An 18,360-nucleotide genomic window follows, 5' to 3' on the forward strand; every position below is an offset into this window, starting at 1 on the left:
GCTTAACTGATATAATTCCAGATGTTTCTATATTTTCCCATTTGACGATAGGTATTCAAAATAACCTGATGCTCAGGTAGAGCAAGACTTGGGTCTAATTTTAAAACCATTTTTGCATAATACCTAGCTTGTTCTAAAATATCTTTATCTTTTACGATATCTGCAATACGTAGATTTAACACACCACTTTGTTGTGTCCCCATAATATCTCCAGGTCCACGAAGTTTTAAGTCTACTTCGGCAATTTCAAAACCATCACTAGAGCGTACCATGGTTTCAAGTCGAGTTTTACTGTCATTACTAAGCTTATGACTTGTCATTAAGATGCAATAACTTTGTTCTGCACCTCGACCAACACGTCCACGTAATTGGTGTAATTGTGATAAACCAAAGCGTTCTGCACTTTCAATTACCATAACTGACGCATTGGGGACGTTAACTCCAACCTCAATTACTGTGGTAGCAACCATGATGTTAGTTTTACCTTCAGCAAAACGTTGCATCTCATAATCTTTATCAGCAGCCTTCATTTTACCATGAACAATCGATATTTGATAGTTAGGCATTGGGAATTCTCTAGATATACTCTCATAGCCATCCATTAAATCCTTGTAATCCATTTTTTCGCTTTCTTGAATCAACGGATATACCACATAAATTTGTCTGCCTTTTGCAATCTCATCTTTCATAAACTTGAAAACATTTAAACGATTGTTGTCATATCTATGAACTGTTTTAATTGGTTTTCTCCCGGCTGGTAATTCATCAATAACAGAAATGTCTAAATCACCATAAACAGACATGGCCAAAGTTCTCGGAATTGGTGTTGCAGACATCACTAAAACATGAGGTGGATAGGATTCAGTTTTCATCTCGTTTTTATCCGCAGAATGAGATGGGGTTTCCTTTTTATTTTTCTCCCATAATTTTGAACGTTGCTTGACTCCAAATCGATGTTGCTCGTCAATAATTGCGAGTCCTAAATTTTTGAATTTAACCTTATCTTCCAGTAGCGCATGAGTGCCAACTAAGATCTGTAAATTGCCATTTTCAAGATTTTCTAAGATTTCTTTTCGTTCTGAAGTTTTACTTGAACCAGTAAGTAATGAAACACTGATATTCAATTTATTAAACCATTCTAATAGTCCGTTATAGTGTTGGACTGACAAAATTTCAGTTGGTGCCATTAGGCAACATTGAAAACCGTTGTCAAGTCCCATGAGCATTGACATGAAGGCAACTATAGTCTTTCCAGAACCTACATCTCCTTGTAAAAGGCGATTCATTTGGGCATTGCTACCTAAATCTTGTCTAATTTCTTTTAAAACACGCTTCTGTGCATTGGTTAAATCGAAGGGTAAATGCGAGTTGTAAAACGTGTTAAAATAATCTCCTACTTTATCAAAAATGAATCCTTTAATCTTTGATTTATGAATTAAATTTTTGATAATTAATTGTAATTGAATGTAGAATAATTCTTCAAATTTTAATCGAAATTGAGACCTTGAAAGTAGCTCTGGTGACTTCGGGAAATGCACATTAAAAAGCGCATCAGATTTTGATAATAATTTTAATTCACCTCTAATGGTTTCAGAAAGAGTTTCGGAAAATCTTCCCTTTGTTTCTAAAAATAATTGTTGCATTATTTTGGTTACAACTCGGTTGCTGATGCCTTTGTTTGCTAATTTTTCTGTGGATGGGTAAATGGCTTGCATTGAGGTGCGCAAGTTCTTTTTGTGTTCAGGGAGTAACTCAAGCTCTGGATGTGGCATATTAAACTTGCCGTTAAACCAGTTGGTTTTTCCGAAAATCACATAAGTCTGACCTGTTTTAAGGCTTTCTCTTATCCATTTTTGTCCTCTAAACCATACGAGTTCCATAACACCTGTGTCATCTCTAAAATCAGCGACAAGACGTTTGCCTCGTTTTTGAGCAACTTCCCTAAACCCAGTTATTTTACCAACAACCTGTACTTCAGCATTATTGCGTTGCAGTTGGTTGATTTTATAGTACTTGGTGCGATCTATGTAGCGATTTGGAAATAAATTTATAAGGTCTTGGTATGTGTGAATACCTAGTTCTGAGCGTAGTAAATTAGCTCTATTAGGTCCAACACCTTTAAGGTAATCAATGGGAGTTTGTAAATTCACACTCATAAAGCGAATTTACAAATTCCCAAGTATATTTTAGTTGATATTTATTGTTCTCCTTTAAGCACTAAAAGTGGTACGCGACTTTCAAAATCTGCTTTCTTTACGGTGTGATCTAATGTAACATCACTCCATAATTTTTCGAAGAATCCACGTTTACGTCTAAAAACGCAAATTAAATCTGGATTCACAACATGAATATATTCTAATACTCCTTGAAATAAGGTGGCATTTTCAGATGAGTAGTATTTAGAAGTTAAAATCGCTAAATCCTTGTCAAACATCAAATCTTCTGGCAAGTAAGATGGTGTTTTAACTTGAAGTAATGTCATTTGGGCTTTTGTTTCTAGAAGCGTCTCGGTTAATGGAACAAGAGCATTACTCTTATGAACGATTCCAGACTTTACTGCAGTTAAAATAGTATCAATGCTTTTGTATTCATAGTTTTCTGGAATTAAAAGCACTGGCATATCTGTTCTTTTAACTATGCTTCCTGATAAGTTGTCTAAATACTCATTGTCCCTTGTTTTTGGTGTATTTGCTGAAGCAACAACAAGATCAACATTGTAATCTTCGCAAAATTCTCTAATATACTCTATGGTTTCACCTTCAAAAAACCTGAAATTAATATCAATATCTTGTTTTTTAGCATGTGCTATAATTTCCTCTAAGTGGTCTTCTTCTTTAATTTCGTTAAGTTGAATGCCATAAATCATTTCAGCATCGACTTCTTTCGCGAAATCAATAGCGTAGATTAATGTGGCTTTCTTTTCTCTTAAAGAGCTAATTGGTACCAGAAAGGTCTTCATTTTGGTAGATTTTAAATTTGGTGCAAAAGTAGTTTTAATGATGAATAGAAATGTAGAATGTTTTGTTAAATCGTTAAAATGGGTTGATTTTAAGATGATTGCATTTTTGTAAGCGTAATGATGTGCTAAAAATTGTACTTTGGCGTTATCCTTGTGTATTTTTATGGTATGAAAAAGATTTTACTGATTTCTATATTGTTTTTGTCATGTATTTGCTTTGCGCAGCAAACGGATTATGTGGATTTTAAGAGTGTAGAGGCGGATGTCAAAATAAGGTATTTTGATGATAAAGTATCTGGTTTTTTAAAGGTTGAATTTGATATTATAAAGGATATTGATTCAATTTTTGTTGATGCGAAGGATATGCGTCTAAGATTTGAGAGTTTATGGAAAGAGAAAAAGGAACGAGTCTTTCCTAAATTTGAGTATAGTGAAGAACAGAACAAAAATTTTATTGTTCATGATTTTAAAAAAGGCGAAACCTTTCTTTTATTTTTCTATTATGCCGCCAACCCCAAAAAAGCACTCTATTTTGTGCAGAAAAACGGTGAAAAACAAATCTGGACACAAGGTCAAGGGAAATATACAAGCAATTGGTTACCGAGTTTAGATGATACAAATGATAAGATTGAATTTGATCTAAAGATTACTTACCATAAAGATTATGAAGTTGTTTCTAATGGAAAGTTGGTAAATAAAATAGAAAAAGATTCAACCATTACTTGGCATTACAATATGCAGAACCCAATGCCAAGTTATCTTGTAGCATTGGCGATCGGCAAATACGATAAAATCACTGACACTTCAAAAAGTGGTATTCCGCTAGAGTACTATTACTATCCTGAAGATTCTTTAAAAGTAGAACCAACATATCGCTACAGTAATCAAATGTTCGATTTTCTTGAAGAAGAAATCGGTTTTCCCTATCCGTGGCAAAACTATAAACAAGTGCCAGTTCACGATTTTTTATATGCTGGTATGGAAAATACAAGTTGTACCATTTTTTCTGATGCTTACATGGTTGATGAGATAGGTTTTAATGATAAAAACTACGTCAACGTGAATGCGCATGAACTAGCGCACCAATGGTTTGGTAATTTGGTAACCGCGACTTCTGGCGAGCACCATTGGTTGCAAGAAGGATTTGCAACGTATTATGCATTATTGGCTGAGCGCGATATTTTCGGGGATGATTATTACTATTTCGATTTGTACGAAAACGCGGTAAATCTAGGGCGACAAGATTTAGCAGGTGATGGCACATCGCTTTTAAATCCTAAATCTAGCAGTTTGACCTTTTATCAGCGTGGTGCTTGGGTTTTGCATGCACTAAGGTCTAAAGTCGGTGATGAGGTATTTAAAAAAGCAGTTAAGAGTTATTTAGAAAAACATCAATATGCTAATGTAGAAACTTCAGACTTTATTTCTGAGGTTGAACGGTTCTATGGTAGGTCACTTTCAAGTTTTGTAAATCTTTGGATAAAAGCAGAGCGTTTTCCTGTGGAAGAAGCAATTACAATGCTACAAAACCAATCGACTCGTATTAATGAGTATTTGATGGTAGACTGTGAGGCAAATTCTTCAAAATGTGCGAATTATTTAAAGTATTATGTTTCAGATGAAGCTAAAATTAAAGTGATTTCACAACGTCCAGAATTAGTGACTAATGATACTTTTAAGCACGGTCTTAAAGTGAGGCAGGCTATTTCACAGTACATTACTAATGTTCCTGAACGTTTAAAAGAAGATTATGAGTCGCTTTTGGATGATCCTTCGTACATCACTATTGAAAATGCGCTGTATAATTTATGGTCGAGTTTTCCGACTGATAGAGCAAAATATTTATCTAAAACTAGAAACATTATCGGTTTTAATGATATGAATGTGAAGTTGCTTTGGATTGTACTTAATTTAAATACACCATTTTATCAAGCCGATAATAAACAAGCATTATTTGAAGAATTAGTGAGTTATACCGATGAAGCTTATAATGCAGACCTAAGGATGAATGCATTTAGATATTTAAACTTAATGAGTGCATGTAACGAAAAATGTAAGTCTAATTTAGAAAATGCGAAAACACATCATAATTGGCGTATGGTTAAGTATGCCAAAGGGCTTTCAGAAAAATTAAAAGAAAAAAAGGATTAATGCGGGCATTAGTAATATCAGGTGGTGGAAGTAAAGGCGCGTTTGCTGGTGGAGTTGCTCAGTACTTAATGGAGCACGAAAAACGCGAGTATGATATGTTTTTAGGTACATCTACTGGTAGTTTGTTGGTGCCACATTTGGCAGTAAATAATATTCCGAAACTTCACAAGATTTTTACTAATGTACAACAACAAGACATCTTTAGTGTTAGTCCATTTGTGCAACGTAAAAAAGGCGATAGAGAATATGTGTCTATTGACTTTGTAAATTCGTTGTGGCAGTTTATTAAGATGAAGCGCACCTTTGGTGAGAGTAAGTCTTTAAAACGCAATATTCGAAAGAATTTTACTTTAGAAGAATACCAAAAGATCAAGGAAACCAAACACGATGTTGTGGTAACGGTTTCTAACTTGTCCATGAATAGTGTAGAGTACAAGTCCATAAATGATTGTACCTATGAAGAGTTTTGTAATTGGATATGGATTTCATGTAACTATATTCCATTTATGTCTTTAGCAAAGGTTGATGGTTACGAATATGCTGATGGTGGATTGGGTTGCGTAATACCAATACGTGAAGCGATTTTGAGAGGTGCAACAGAAGTTGATGCTGTGGTTTTAGAGGCTGAAAATATGGGAAAGCAGCGTGTGCTAGGTAAAAATCCGTTTTCGTTAATGATGAACTTATTTGGGCATTTATTAGACCAAGTGGAGCGCAATGATATTGTCATTGGGCAACTAGCAGCAAAGAATAATAATGTGAAGCTTAATTTATATTACACACCAACAAGTCTTACAGAAAATTCTTTGATTTTTAGTAAGCGATTAATGGAGAAATGGTGGAAGCAAGGTTATGCATACGCAGCCGAGAAGCATTCTAGCTATTAAGTTAGTGTAAAGTTTTAAGTGTAAAGTGTTTCGTTTTTATCTCTTTCTACTAGATACTAGACGCTAGACACTAATTATTCCACAACTTAGAAACTTCGGTTTTTATAAATGACAACGCAGCGTTGCTAGGTGCAGGATTATCAATAAGTTCAGTTAAAATAACCTCTCTCAGTTTGTCCGCTGAGTCAGTTTTGTCACTCATGTTTGATTTTCTGATCAACTGAATTGTGGCATTTTTGGCAGCCATAATAATGCTCCAGCATTGGTCTGTAACATAGATTTGTTGCGATAAATTATGTTCAAATTCTTGCTCAATTGTAGCTACAAGTAAGCTTTCGTAATCGTCTTTATTTGAAGAAGTTGGATTGACTCTAGTTAATAATTGTGAAGGTTTAATGCGTTCTAAAAATAGAGACATGCGCTCATAAGCTTGAAGACGAATTGGGAAGGCTTCTTTTTGCAAGTCTTTTTTAATTAAAAAGTTTCGTCTATTATTTTCGTTATCAACGTGTTCTCTAAAAAATAAAAAAGCAATGGCACCTGTAACTAATGCAGGAATAATATACATTAAAAGATCTACGAGTTGTTGTTCCATATTGTATTTATATACGAGATTTAATTTTTGTAAAATTCGTTAATTCAAGTGAAATTCGTGAATAAATTAAATATATTTTATAATCGAAATTAAAACTTTTATATTCTTATTTCTATAAACGAATATTAATCTGATTTATTTGCTTTTACACCTCCAAGAAACTTGCATATTTTTAAATCTTGCATCCCGCTAAAAGCTACAGGTGTTTTTTGGTATCTAAATGTCTGATCAAAGTTCTTAGTTAGATTGTGGTCATCAACATTCATTTCAATATCATTCATATTAAACTGGCAAGGATGTTCGTAACCGGCAGCATGTGTAATTTCCATCACTTCTTTTTTGAATGTTTTAAAATACTGGGCTAGCCGCTCAGATTTCAGCGGCACATTAATACCATTTTGTAACCATTTGCTTTGTGTTGCAACACCAGCAGGACAGCGATTGGTATGACAAATTTGAGCTTGTATACAACCAATACTCATCATAGCTTCTCTCGCTACATTTATACAATCAACTCCCATGGCAAAAGCCATTGCGGCTTTAGCAGGGAAACCAAGTTTTCCACTTCCAATAAAAACAACACGCTCTGTTAGATCGTGCTTTTGAAAAAGTTTGTAAACATCACTAAAACCATAAATCCAGGGTAATGACACATGGTCGGCAAAGCTTGGTGGTGCAGCACCTGTTCCACCTTCACCGCCATCAATTGCTATAAAATCTGGTCCGCGATTTTCTTTTGCCATAATCTGGGCTAATTCTTCCCATTGGTCAAGTTTACCAATAGCTGCTTTTATACCCACAGGTAAACCAGTTTCTTTAGCGATATCTTCAATAAAATCAACCAATTCTGGTACGCTAGAAAACGCTTTGTGGTTTGGTGGCGACAAAACGGTTTTGCCCACTACAACACCTCTTATTTCTGCAATCTCTTTGGTGATCTTTTTTCCTGGTAACACTCCGCCTTTTCCTGGTTTAGCACCTTGAGAGAGTTTAACTTCTATAGCTCTAATAAACGGATTGTCCTCAACCAGTTTTTTCATTTTTTCCATTGAAAAACCGCCATCTTTTGCTCTCACACCAAAATAACCAGTTCCAAAATGAAATACAACATCGCCACCATTGCTGTGGTAAGGCGATAATCCACCTTCGCCAGTATTGTGGTACGCATCGGCAATTTTCACACCTTTATTTAAGGATTCTATGGCTTTTGCGGAAAGCGAACCAAAGCTCATCGCAGAAACATTAATAATAGAAGCTGGTCTGTATGGTCGTTTCCGTTTATTAAAGGCACCCATAACTTTTGCACATGGCACAAAGCTTTTGTCTTTTGCACTAGGATTATTGTCTTCAACCTTATAAGGCATCATGGCGTTGTTTATAAAAATATGCTGATGTGCATAGATATCTCTATCGGTTCCAAATCCTTCATAATTATTTTCTTTTTTTGCCGAAGCATAAATCCAGCCACGTTCTATGCGATTAAAAGGTAGTTCTTCTCTGTTATTAGCTACAAAATATTGACGCATTTCAGGTCCAATACTTTCTAATAAATACCTTAAATGACCAACAACAGGAAAGTTGTGACTTATGGTGTGTCTTCGTTGAAAAAATATATCTCTAATGGCTACTATGATAATACCGATAATGATCCATTGCCACCATTGTATATTGCTTAAGAACTCTAAGATTGAATCCATAAATTAGTGTCAAATTTTCTCACTAATATATTTAAAATTATATAAATATTACTCTTAATAGTTTGTTCATAATTATTGGGCATTAGACATTGTAAAACCTACAACTATACGTATTTTCACAGTTCGAAAAAATTACACTTTGGAAAAGTATCTTAGTCAACTTAACGACGCACAATTAGCACCGACAATACAGAAAGAAGGACCAATGATTGTCATTGCTGGTGCAGGTTCTGGTAAAACAAGAGTATTAACTTATCGCATCGCTTATTTAATGAGTCAAGGTGTGGATGCTTTTAATATTTTGGCGTTAACCTTTACCAATAAAGCTGCTCGTGAGATGAAAGAAAGAATAGCGAGCATTGTTGGTGATAGCGAGGCTAAAAACCTATGGATGGGAACATTTCACTCGGTTTTTGCGAAGATTCTTCGTTTTGAAGGTCATCACCTTGGTTTTCCTCGCAATTTTACGATTTACGATACTCAAGACGCACAGAAATTGATAGGCTCTATTATCAAAGAAATGGGCTTGGATAAGGACATCTACAAAACGAAGCAGGTTTATGGTAGAATATCATCTTACAAAAACAGCTTAATAACAGTAAAGGCATATTTTAAGAATCCTGAATTGATGGAAGCCGATGCTATGGCACGTCGACCAAAAATGGGAGATATCTACAGAGAATATGTAGATCGCTGTTTTAAAGCTGGTGCAATGGATTTTGATGATCTTTTGTTGCGAACAAATGAATTACTGACGAGATTTCCAAGTGTTTTAGCACAATATCAAGATAGGTTTAGATACATCTTAGTAGATGAGTATCAAGATACCAATCATTCGCAATACCTTATTGTTAGAGCTTTAGCAGATAGGTTTCAGAATATTTGTGTAGTTGGAGATGATGCGCAAAGTATTTATGCATTTCGTGGCGCTAATATTAATAATATCCTGAACTTTCAACGCGATTATGATGATGTAAAAATGTATCGTTTAGAACAGAATTACCGGTCTACTAAAATGATTGTTGGTGCTGCTAATTCTGTGATTGAGCATAATAAAACGAAACTAGATAAAGTGGTATGGACAGCCAATGATGAGGGTGAAAAGGTCATTGTGCATCGCTCCATGACAGATGCAGATGAAGGTCGTTATGTAGCAAGTACCGTTTGGGAAACCAAAATGAATCAGCAATTACAGAATAGTGATTTTGCTGTGTTGTATAGAACTAATGCGCAGTCTCGAGCTATTGAAGATGCATTGCGTAAACGAGATATTCCTTATCGTATTTATGGTGGTTTGTCATTCTATCAACGTAAGGAAATTAAAGACGTAACTGCTTACTTAAGACTAATTCTCAACTCTTCTGATGAAGAGGCTTTAAAACGTGTGATAAATTATCCAGCAAGGGGTATTGGTCAAACTACAGTAGATCGCTTGGTCGTTGCTGCTAATGCTTTAGGTAAGAGTATCTATGATGTGATGTTGAATATTGATAATGAAACTATCAATATTAATAACGGTACTAAAAATAAGTTGAGAGACTTTGTAACTCTGATTGAAAGTTATAAAGTGATGAACCAGAATGCCAATGCTTTTGAATTAGCTGAACATGTTGCCAAAACTAGTGGTTTAATTAGAGAGCTTGGTAAAGATGGTACACCAGAAGGTGTGACAAAAATGGATAATGTACAAGAACTTCTTAATGGTATTAGAGATTTTGTTGAAGGGCAAATAGAAGTGGCGGATAGCACAGGGTCATTAGCTGAATTTTTAGAAGATATTGCTTTAGCCACAGATTTAGATGGTGATAAAGGTGATCCTAATCATGTAGCCTTAATGACCATTCACTTAGCAAAAGGTTTAGAATTTCCTCATGTCTTTATTGTTGGTATGGAAGAAGACTTGTTCCCTAGTGCTATGAGTATGAATACAAGAAGTGAACTTGAAGAAGAACGACGTTTATTCTATGTAGCACTAACAAGAGCAGAGAAACAAGCCTATTTAACATATACAGTGTCTAGGTATCGTTGGGGAAAATTGATTGATGCAGAACCAAGTCGTTTTATTGAAGAGATTGATGAAGAGTTTGTAAATATTACAACACCATTAAAGGAGCAACGATTTAATCCAATGTTAGATCCTTCAATATTTGAAGATATTGAGCCAAACAAGGTTAGATTCGCAAAACCAAAGTCACCAAAATTTCAAAAGAAAGAACCAAGAAAAAAAACCGAAAGTTTTAAAATTAGTACACCTAAAAAGTTGAAAAAGGTAACTAAATCTGATAGTAATGGGGCTTCAAACTTGTTTGATACGAATCTTACTGTCGGCAATATTGTAAATCATCAGCGCTTCGGTAGGGGTGAAGTGCTTAAGATTGAAGGTGCTGGTGGTGACTTAAAGGCCGAGATTAAGTTCGAAAATGGTGATACCAAGAAATTGTTATTAAGATTTGCAAAACTTCAGATTATAAGTTAGACTATTTCACCATGCAAACTGAATTAATATTGCCTTCATAATCATATTCTTTTACTGAATTTTCTGGGTCTGTAATCCATTTGCCATCTACTATAAATTTATATTGATGCTTTCCGCCAGATAGCTTTTTGTTGTAAATCCAACAGTTATTAATTTTAGTCATTTGGAGTTCGTTTTCTGACCAATTGTTAAAACTACCGCTAAGAATTACAACTTCTGCCTCTGGAAAATCACATAATTTAAATTCAACGTTTTTTTGCACATCGATTATTGAGTTATAACCACCAAATTCATTTTCAACTTTTGATGGGTTTTGAGGATCTTCAATCCAAATATCATTATCAATGACAAACTTGTATTGATAAATGTCTGGTTTTAATTGTAGAGTCACTTCCCAACCTTCATCAGTTGATTCCATAATAAAACCTGTTTCATCCCAACGATTAAAGGTTCCACTGAGTACTACTTTCTTGGCGGTTTTATAACCCTTAAGTCTAAAAGTTACATTACCATGATCTGTAGCAAAGGCGCTATAGAGCTTAAGGTTGTATACCATAAGTCTATGACCCTTATAGTCAACCGCATCGACTATATTTTCAAATTCTTCTGATGGTTCTGCCCAATATTTGCTATTTACAATGAACTTGAACTCCCAATCAAAATCTGACGTAAATACAGACAGCTCTTTCTTTAATGTGAATATGGAGTCGTTAGACTTTGTCATTTTCCATTGATTTTTAGCCCAATCATTAAATTCACCTGAGACAAACACGTCATTAACCGCATCAACATCAGCTTTAATATTGGGGTAGTCGTTTATGTTAAAAATAAAGTAAACATCTTCACCTTTAATTTCATAACCTTTTTTGTTATTGTTTTGTCCTAATAGATTGAAGGTCACAAACAGGAGAAATAGATTTGATAATATTTTTAAAACGTAACTATTCAATTTTTGAAAATTGGATTTTGAATAAAATAAAGTTTCTTTTTTCTATAATTAATTATTGTTCTCTTTTGTTTAAAGAACTCAAACCCTAAAATACCATCTAGTTTTGTACCGAAGGCATTATTCATTTTTTTTAGGTTAGTGAGAACGGTTTTCATTGGGCCAAAGTAAATAGAATCATTAAGTTTTACTTTATATAGCTTACCAACCAGGACTTTCTTCTTTTTACCACTTGCTCCTGTTAAACTTAATTGATTGGTTGGGTAAAAATAATCTAAAACATCTAGACTAAGTTTTTTATTTAATTGATTGTATTCTGCTGCAGTATCTAACCCAAATGTTACTTTTTTGTTACCAATTAGAGCATCTAAGATTATTGTATGTTTTTTAAGTTTGAAATTAATACTATCTGAAATTGTCTCTGCATATACCTTTTCTGATAGTTTGTTACCATTTTTATCAACTTTTGAAATTGTCAATTGATTAAGGTGCATATCTATAAATAATTCAAAATCTTTTAAAACACTATGCCCTATAATACCTAGTACTTTAATTTTTTTTGTTTTTTCTATATGCGAAAGATCTATAACATCTGCACTTAATTTTTTTAAATTGATATCTTTAATACTCAGTATTCTTAAGTGTTTCTCTTTTACATCTTCAATTTCATTATGTATTCCGCTTGTCTGTTTGCCTTCATCTTTTTGTTTTCGCGCGTACCTAAAATGTTTACTATTTAAGATTAGAGATGCAGAACCCGTATCTATTATAAAGTTTCCCTTTTTATTTAATAGATTAACCTCTACGATAATAAGTTGATCAATAACCTTAAAAGGAATTCTGGTAGTAGTTTTATTAATCATTTCAGCTTTTATGAAATGAATCGTTGGAATGTCTTTTATAACATCCTTAGCAAATAACTGATTTGAAATTAGTATAAGATTCAGTGCGAGGATTATTTTGATTGATTGATTCATATTATATAGACATCCAAATCATGTTTATTGTTACACACAATTAAAAAATTATACTTATTTAACATTTATATGTATCTTTAATTTATGGCAGAATTTATCAAGATATATCCTGACAATCCTAATCCCAAGGCCATTCAAAAGGTTGTAGATGTTTTAAAGCGTGGTGGATTAGTAATTTACCCAACAGATACAGTATATGGTCTTGGTTGTGACATCACTAATATTAAAGCACTAGAACGTATAGCTAGAATTAAAGGTGTAAAACTTGAAAAGTCTAATTTCTCATTCATTTGTAAAGACTTAAGTAATCTAAGTGATTATGTTAAACAAATAGATACTTCTACTTTTAAAATCCTAAAGCGAGCCTTGCCTGGTGCATACACTTTTATATTACCAGGATCTAAAAACTTACCTAATCCATTTAAGAAAAGAAAAACGGTTGGTATTAGAGTACCTAATAACTCTATTATATTGTCTTTAGTTGAGGTTTTAGGCAACCCAATTGTTTCTACTTCAATAAGAGATGACGATGATATTTTAGAGTATACTACAGACCCAGAATTGATTCTAGAAAAATGGGAAAATTTGGTTGATATTGTCATTGATGGTGGTTATGGTGGGAATGAGGCCTCTACCATTATAGATTTATCTGAAAACGAGCCAATTATTGTCAGAGAAGGTAAAGGTGATGTAAGTATTTTATAGCATTTTTAGAATTTCTAATTAATTTATGTTAAAAAAAAGTGTATTTCATCGAAAAAAATACGCTTTTTATCCTATGTTAATTATTTTAGCAACGTGATATCAGTTATCCCTAAAATTGATTGATTTCACACCCCAAATTAACCGCTTATAATAGTAACCATGGACAACCCTAAATGCTGCCCTACACAGCGTACATTGTTGTGTTGTATTTCAAATTCTAAAGGAATAGCATTAATTCTCTTTTCCTTTTTATTTTCTATTGTATCACATGCTCAACTACCTATAACAGACGATTTTGAATCCGGTTGGGGCAATTGGATTGATGGTGGTAATGATTCTAGAAGACCCAATTCAACCTTATTAAATGGTAATCGTCATTTAATGCTAAGGGATGATTCAAATTCTTCAATAGCTACAACGGTATCATTAGATTTGACTTCCTACAGTGATGTAACAGTTGCATTCATATATCGCACACAAAGTTTTGATAATGGTGAACGTTATGAATTACAGTACTCAGATGATGATGGTACGTCTTACGCAACAATTGCGCAGTTTCGAAGAGGTACTGAATTTGCTTCTAATAATACTCAATATTCAACTTCAATAACGATTGATACAGAATCATATTCATTTTCAGCAAATGCTAGATTTAGGCTGAGATCATTTGGTGAAGAAGATTCAGAAAGAGTTAGAATAGATGACATTACAATTTCAGGAACAAGTTCCTCAGGATATTGTGATACAGTTAGTTTTTATTGGGATGTGGAGCCTATAACTAATGTGAGTTTTAATACAATTAATAATACGTCTTCTAATAATGTAGGTGGACAAAACATAGAGGATTTTACAACTTCTGTATCGCCTACTACGGTTTATCAGTCTTCAACATATAGTATTAGTCTACAGGGAAATACTGTAGGTCCATATTTTAACTACTTTACGGTTTTTGTAGATTGGAATCAGAATAGTGTACTTGATGATTCAGGTGAAATCTATTATTTAGGTTCTATCTTTGATTCAGATGGAATTGATGGTCAAATAGCGACATCTACAATTGCAATTCCAGCAGACGCATTACTTGGTGATACAAGAATGAGAATTATAAAAAACTATAACTCTTGGGCAACAAACCCTTGTGGATTTTATGGTTACGGACAAGCTGAGGACTACACAATCACAGTTAGTGGTCCGATAGAATGTACAACACCAATTAATGCTCCAACTAATTTAATAACATCAGCAGATAGTAACACTATCAACGGATCTTTTAATGCAGAGGCAACTGCAGATAGCTATTTAGTAATTTATAGTACTAACAGTACATTGCCTGGGAACCCAACCGACAACCAAGCTTATAATATCGGTGATGAGATTGAGCCTAACTATATTGTGGCTGATAACGATACAGATACTAATTTCACAATTTCAGGTTTATTACCTACAACTCAATACTACATTTACGTTTATGCAATGAATAGCAATTGTGTTAATGGACCTCTCTACTATACTTCACCTTTAACAGGTGATGAAACAACAGATACCATATCTTATTGTATTCCTCAATCACTTGCAGATGAAAGTGATTTATATATTGATAATATTGAATTTATAGGAACACTTAATGATGTTCAAAATTTAAATACAGGATATTCTTCTACTTCAGGATCTGTAGGTTACCAAGATTGGACATCACTACCTAATAGTGTTCAAGCGCAAGGCTATGGAATTAATGTTTCTTGGGAATCAGGTGTAGATAGGGGGAGATTTAAGGCATGGGTTGATTGGAATCAAGATGGAGTATTTGATGATTCTTCTGAGTTAGTTTATGACACAGACGGTATTGGACTATCTAGTTCTACATTTGGTATCCAAGTGCCAAACACTCAAGCACCAGGCGATTATCGTCTAAGGTTAAAATTTTATCATTATAATTCTAATTACTATAATGCCGATTCGCAACCGTGTGATGATTTTACTGGTTGGGGAGATGATAGATATGGTGAAACTGAAGATTATGAATTTACGGTAATATCAGCTTGTGATGCTTTAGTTACATCAGTAACAGAAGGCGAACATTGCAATGAAACCGATGGTGATGTTCAAGTAGATATCAGTGTTACAGGAAATACAGGTGTAACAGAGTTTAGATGGTATGATGATAAATTAGGTGGTAATCTTGTTGCAACAACAGTTGCTGATGCATCTTTTTCAAGTACTTATTCGCCTAATCTAACAGAATCAACATTTTTTTATGTGACTGCTTTTAACGGATCATGTGAATCTTTATACAGAACTAGAGTAGGTGCAACAGTAAATCAGTCTTCAGAACTTACATTTTCACCTTCATCTGTCGAAGCTTGTGGTGATAACGATACAATTGAGGTTAATGTAACTGGATTTGATGAAACAGTCTATCTTATTGAAGAAAACTTTGAAGCTGGTTTAGGCAGTTTTAGTCTTAATAATATTGTGTCTAATGGCGCCACTGAAAACGAAGCAACAGAATGGCAATTAGAAAGCAGTACTTATATACCTTCCTTACAAGTATGGTATCCGGCAGTATCTTCAGGAATCACAGGTGATCAATTTGTAATGGCAACCTCAGATTATGGAAGTTCTAATCCTGTTGAAACAGCAATAGAATCAAGTTCGGTTAGTACGGTTGATATGTCAAATCTAACCTTAAACTACGAGATCTATTTTTCAAGATATTTTGCTTCTATAGATGAATTTGTTCATATAGATGTTACTACAGATGGTGGTGCTTCTTGGACTACGGTATTTACACATAGTGATGATGCTGGTTATGGAACTGCCTTTGAAGCTCAGACACTAGACTTATCATCATATGTTGGTGAATCTAATTTCAAGGTGCGATTTAGATATGACGCAAGTGATTGGTGCGATGGAGTGGCCATTGACAACATTGAGTTATTTGGTGAAAGATCGGTAAATTCTTCATTTGTATGGGATGACGGTGGAAATAATTTTGTTGAATTTTATGTAGATGCAGACGCAACTATTCCATATGTATATCCTGATTTTACAGATACAGTTTATATTAAACTTACGGAAGACGGTTACGAACAAACCGTTATCAATGTAGATATAACGGCAGATTTGACTAATGGTTGTACGATTGTTCAAACAGTACCAATTACGAATAATACAAAAATATGGAAAGGTACAGCCACAAGTACAGATTGGTTTGATCCTAATAACTGGTCACCTGTTGGTGTCCCTGATGCAGATACTTGTGTTGTAATTCCAGATGCAGGTGTGCAGCCAAATCCTACAATTGATGAAGGGACTGATGCTTTTGCTTATAGCTTATTTGTAAAAGATGATGGAGTTTTAAATTTAGATTCAGATCAGACTTTAACTGTGACTAATGAAGTTGTAATTGAAACGGGTGGTGAATTTACAATAGATAGTGGTGGTAGTTTGGTACAGATCAATGATGTAGCTAATACAGGTTCATTAGAAATAGATAGAGATACAAATATTAGGCAAAATGATTATGTATTTTGGAGTGCACCTGTTGCTGGTTTTGATGTTTCTCAAATATCTCCAAACACGCCTTCATGGTTTATTTATGAATGGAATCCAACATTTGATTGGCCAGATGGTGAAGGGCCAAATGATTATGGACGATGGGAGAGTGCTAGTGGCTCTATGAACCAAGGTAAAGGTTATATTGTAAGAGGACCTAACGGACATTCGTCTACACCTAGTAATTATACTGCAACTTTTGATGGTACACCAAATAATGGAAATATTATTGTACCTATTAAGAGAGGTACTTATACAGGCGCGCCATACACAGGACCTGGTTCTACAGATGTTACAGCAAATAGTGATAATTGGAATTTATTGGGTAACCCTTATCCGTCTTCAATTAGTATTACAGATTTTTTAACTGATCCTGATAATGCAAACATTGACGGAATGGTGCAATTATGGACGCATGGCACCGAGATTAGTGCTGCCAATCAAGATCCTTTCTATGCTAATTATCAATACAATTACAGCGTAGCTGACTATCTAATTTATAATGCAAGTGGTGGGTCAGCACCATTAGGATTTGATGGTTTTATAGGTTCTGGACAAGGGTTTTTCGTAAGAATGAATGATGATGCTTCTACCACTGAAACTATCACATTTAAAAATTCAATGAGGAGTAATACCTATAACAATAACCAATTCTTTAGAGATACTTCGCAAGAAGGAAGAAACTCAAGCCAATCTATTGATGATAATGAGCCACACCGAATATGGTTAGATCTTATTACACCATCAGGAAGTACCAATACAACATTAGTGGCTTACATCAATGGAGCTACAGAAGGAAAGGATAGAATGTTTGATGCCACAATGAATGGTGGAAATGGGTTAAATCTATATTCTATGATTAATGATGAACAGTTCATAATTCAAGGACGCAGTGTACCATTCGATAATACGGACATCGTTCCGTTGGGTGTTAACATATTAGAAGTTGGTGTTCATACCATCGCAATTAATACTGTCGAAGGTATATTAAATGAAGTTAGTCAAGATGTGTTTGTAGAGGATTTACATACTGGTTTAATTCATAATATAAAGAACTCACCTTTTGTATTTACTGCTACAGAAACAGGTAGAGTCAATGATCGATTTATACTGAGATATACAAATCAAACACTAAGTGTTAATGATTCGGAATATATCGATGCAATAAAGGTTTTTGAATCTAATGAAAAACTAGTTGTAAAATCCGAAAGAGAAGAAATTCAATCTGTGAGAATCTATGATGTTTTGGGAAGACTTGTAACCTCAAATACTCAACTAGATTCTCGTAAAGTCATAATGTCAGAACTCCCTAAAAACAATACCGCGTTGTTTATAGAGGTTACTTTGAAAAATTCTATTACAGGAAACATTAAAGTAATTTTCTAATAAACTTAAAGAAGTAGTTTAGACAG

General features: G+C 34.1%; 11 protein-coding genes. 5 read left to right on the forward strand and 6 right to left on the reverse strand.

The genetic code is table 11. The annotated features are described in order from the left end of the window. Nucleotides 1–2: 2 nt before the first annotated feature. Together recG and HRU50_RS10440 are read right to left on the reverse strand one after the other, a co-directional pair. Complete coding sequence (gene recG / locus HRU50_RS10435; RefSeq protein WP_296350978.1) at nucleotides 3–2,156, reverse strand: ATP-dependent DNA helicase RecG; 2,154 nt, start codon at nucleotides 2,154–2,156, stop codon at nucleotides 3–5. Nucleotides 2,157–2,197: 41 nt separating this feature from the next. Beyond that, nucleotides 2,198–2,959, reverse strand: coding sequence for a universal stress protein (locus tag HRU50_RS10440; RefSeq protein ID WP_296350980.1), 762 nt, complete (start codon nucleotides 2,957–2,959; stop codon nucleotides 2,198–2,200). A 168-nt stretch (nucleotides 2,960–3,127) separates the two neighbouring features. Between HRU50_RS10440 and HRU50_RS10445 the strand changes: the two genes are divergently transcribed. Continuing rightward, nucleotides 3,128–5,110, forward strand: coding sequence for a M1 family metallopeptidase (locus HRU50_RS10445; protein WP_296350982.1), 1,983 nt, complete (start codon nucleotides 3,128–3,130; stop codon nucleotides 5,108–5,110). Next, entirely contained in the window at nucleotides 5,110–5,997 is an 888-nt protein-coding gene (locus HRU50_RS10450) for a patatin-like phospholipase family protein (RefSeq protein ID WP_296350984.1), read from the forward strand. Before HRU50_RS10445 ends, HRU50_RS10450 begins: the two co-directional genes overlap by 1 nt. Nucleotides 5,998–6,067: 70 nt before the next feature. Here HRU50_RS10450 and HRU50_RS10455 read toward each other — a convergent pair whose 3' ends face one another. Then, nucleotides 6,068–6,592: a hypothetical protein gene (locus tag HRU50_RS10455; RefSeq protein ID WP_296350986.1), complete on the reverse strand. Its 525-nt coding sequence runs from the start codon at nucleotides 6,590–6,592 to the stop codon at nucleotides 6,068–6,070. 125 nt (nucleotides 6,593–6,717) lie between these two features. Further along, nucleotides 6,718–8,289, reverse strand: coding sequence for an FMN-binding glutamate synthase family protein (locus tag HRU50_RS10460; protein ID WP_296350987.1), 1,572 nt, complete (start codon nucleotides 8,287–8,289; stop codon nucleotides 6,718–6,720). Between the two features lie 139 nt (nucleotides 8,290–8,428). Here HRU50_RS10460 and HRU50_RS10465 point away from each other — a divergent pair, with 139 nt between their 5' ends. Further along, nucleotides 8,429–10,765 (forward strand): ATP-dependent helicase, encoded by a 2,337-nt coding sequence (locus HRU50_RS10465; protein ID WP_296350990.1) that lies wholly within the window; start codon nucleotides 8,429–8,431, stop codon nucleotides 10,763–10,765. A 1-nt stretch (nucleotide 10,766) separates the two neighbouring features. Here the strand turns inward: HRU50_RS10465 and HRU50_RS10470 are convergent, their stop codons facing one another. Together HRU50_RS10470 and HRU50_RS10475 are read right to left on the reverse strand one after the other, a co-directional pair. Further along, a complete protein-coding gene (locus HRU50_RS10470; protein ID WP_296350992.1) occupies nucleotides 10,767–11,666 on the reverse strand; it encodes a hypothetical protein in 900 nt (299 codons plus the stop codon). 44 nt (nucleotides 11,667–11,710) lie between these two features. Next, the gene (locus HRU50_RS10475; protein WP_296350994.1) at nucleotides 11,711–12,688 is read right to left on the reverse strand and encodes an aspartyl protease family protein; all 978 of its coding nucleotides are present in this window, start codon (nucleotides 12,686–12,688) and stop codon (nucleotides 11,711–11,713) included. A gap of 84 nt (nucleotides 12,689–12,772) precedes the next feature. Between HRU50_RS10475 and HRU50_RS10480 the strand changes: the two genes are divergently transcribed. Both HRU50_RS10480 and HRU50_RS10485 read left to right on the forward strand, forming a co-directional pair. Beyond that, nucleotides 12,773–13,393, forward strand: a complete 621-nt coding sequence (locus tag HRU50_RS10480) for an L-threonylcarbamoyladenylate synthase (protein WP_296350996.1) — start codon at nucleotides 12,773–12,775, stop codon at nucleotides 13,391–13,393. 159 nt (nucleotides 13,394–13,552) lie between these two features. Next, nucleotides 13,553–18,334, forward strand: a complete 4,782-nt coding sequence (locus tag HRU50_RS10485) for a GEVED domain-containing protein (protein ID WP_296350998.1) — start codon at nucleotides 13,553–13,555, stop codon at nucleotides 18,332–18,334. Nucleotides 18,335–18,360 lie beyond the last annotated feature (26 nt).

Origin of the sequence: Winogradskyella sp., assembly GCF_013213835.1 — a bacterium.
GTDB lineage: Bacteria > Bacteroidota > Bacteroidia > Flavobacteriales > Flavobacteriaceae > Winogradskyella.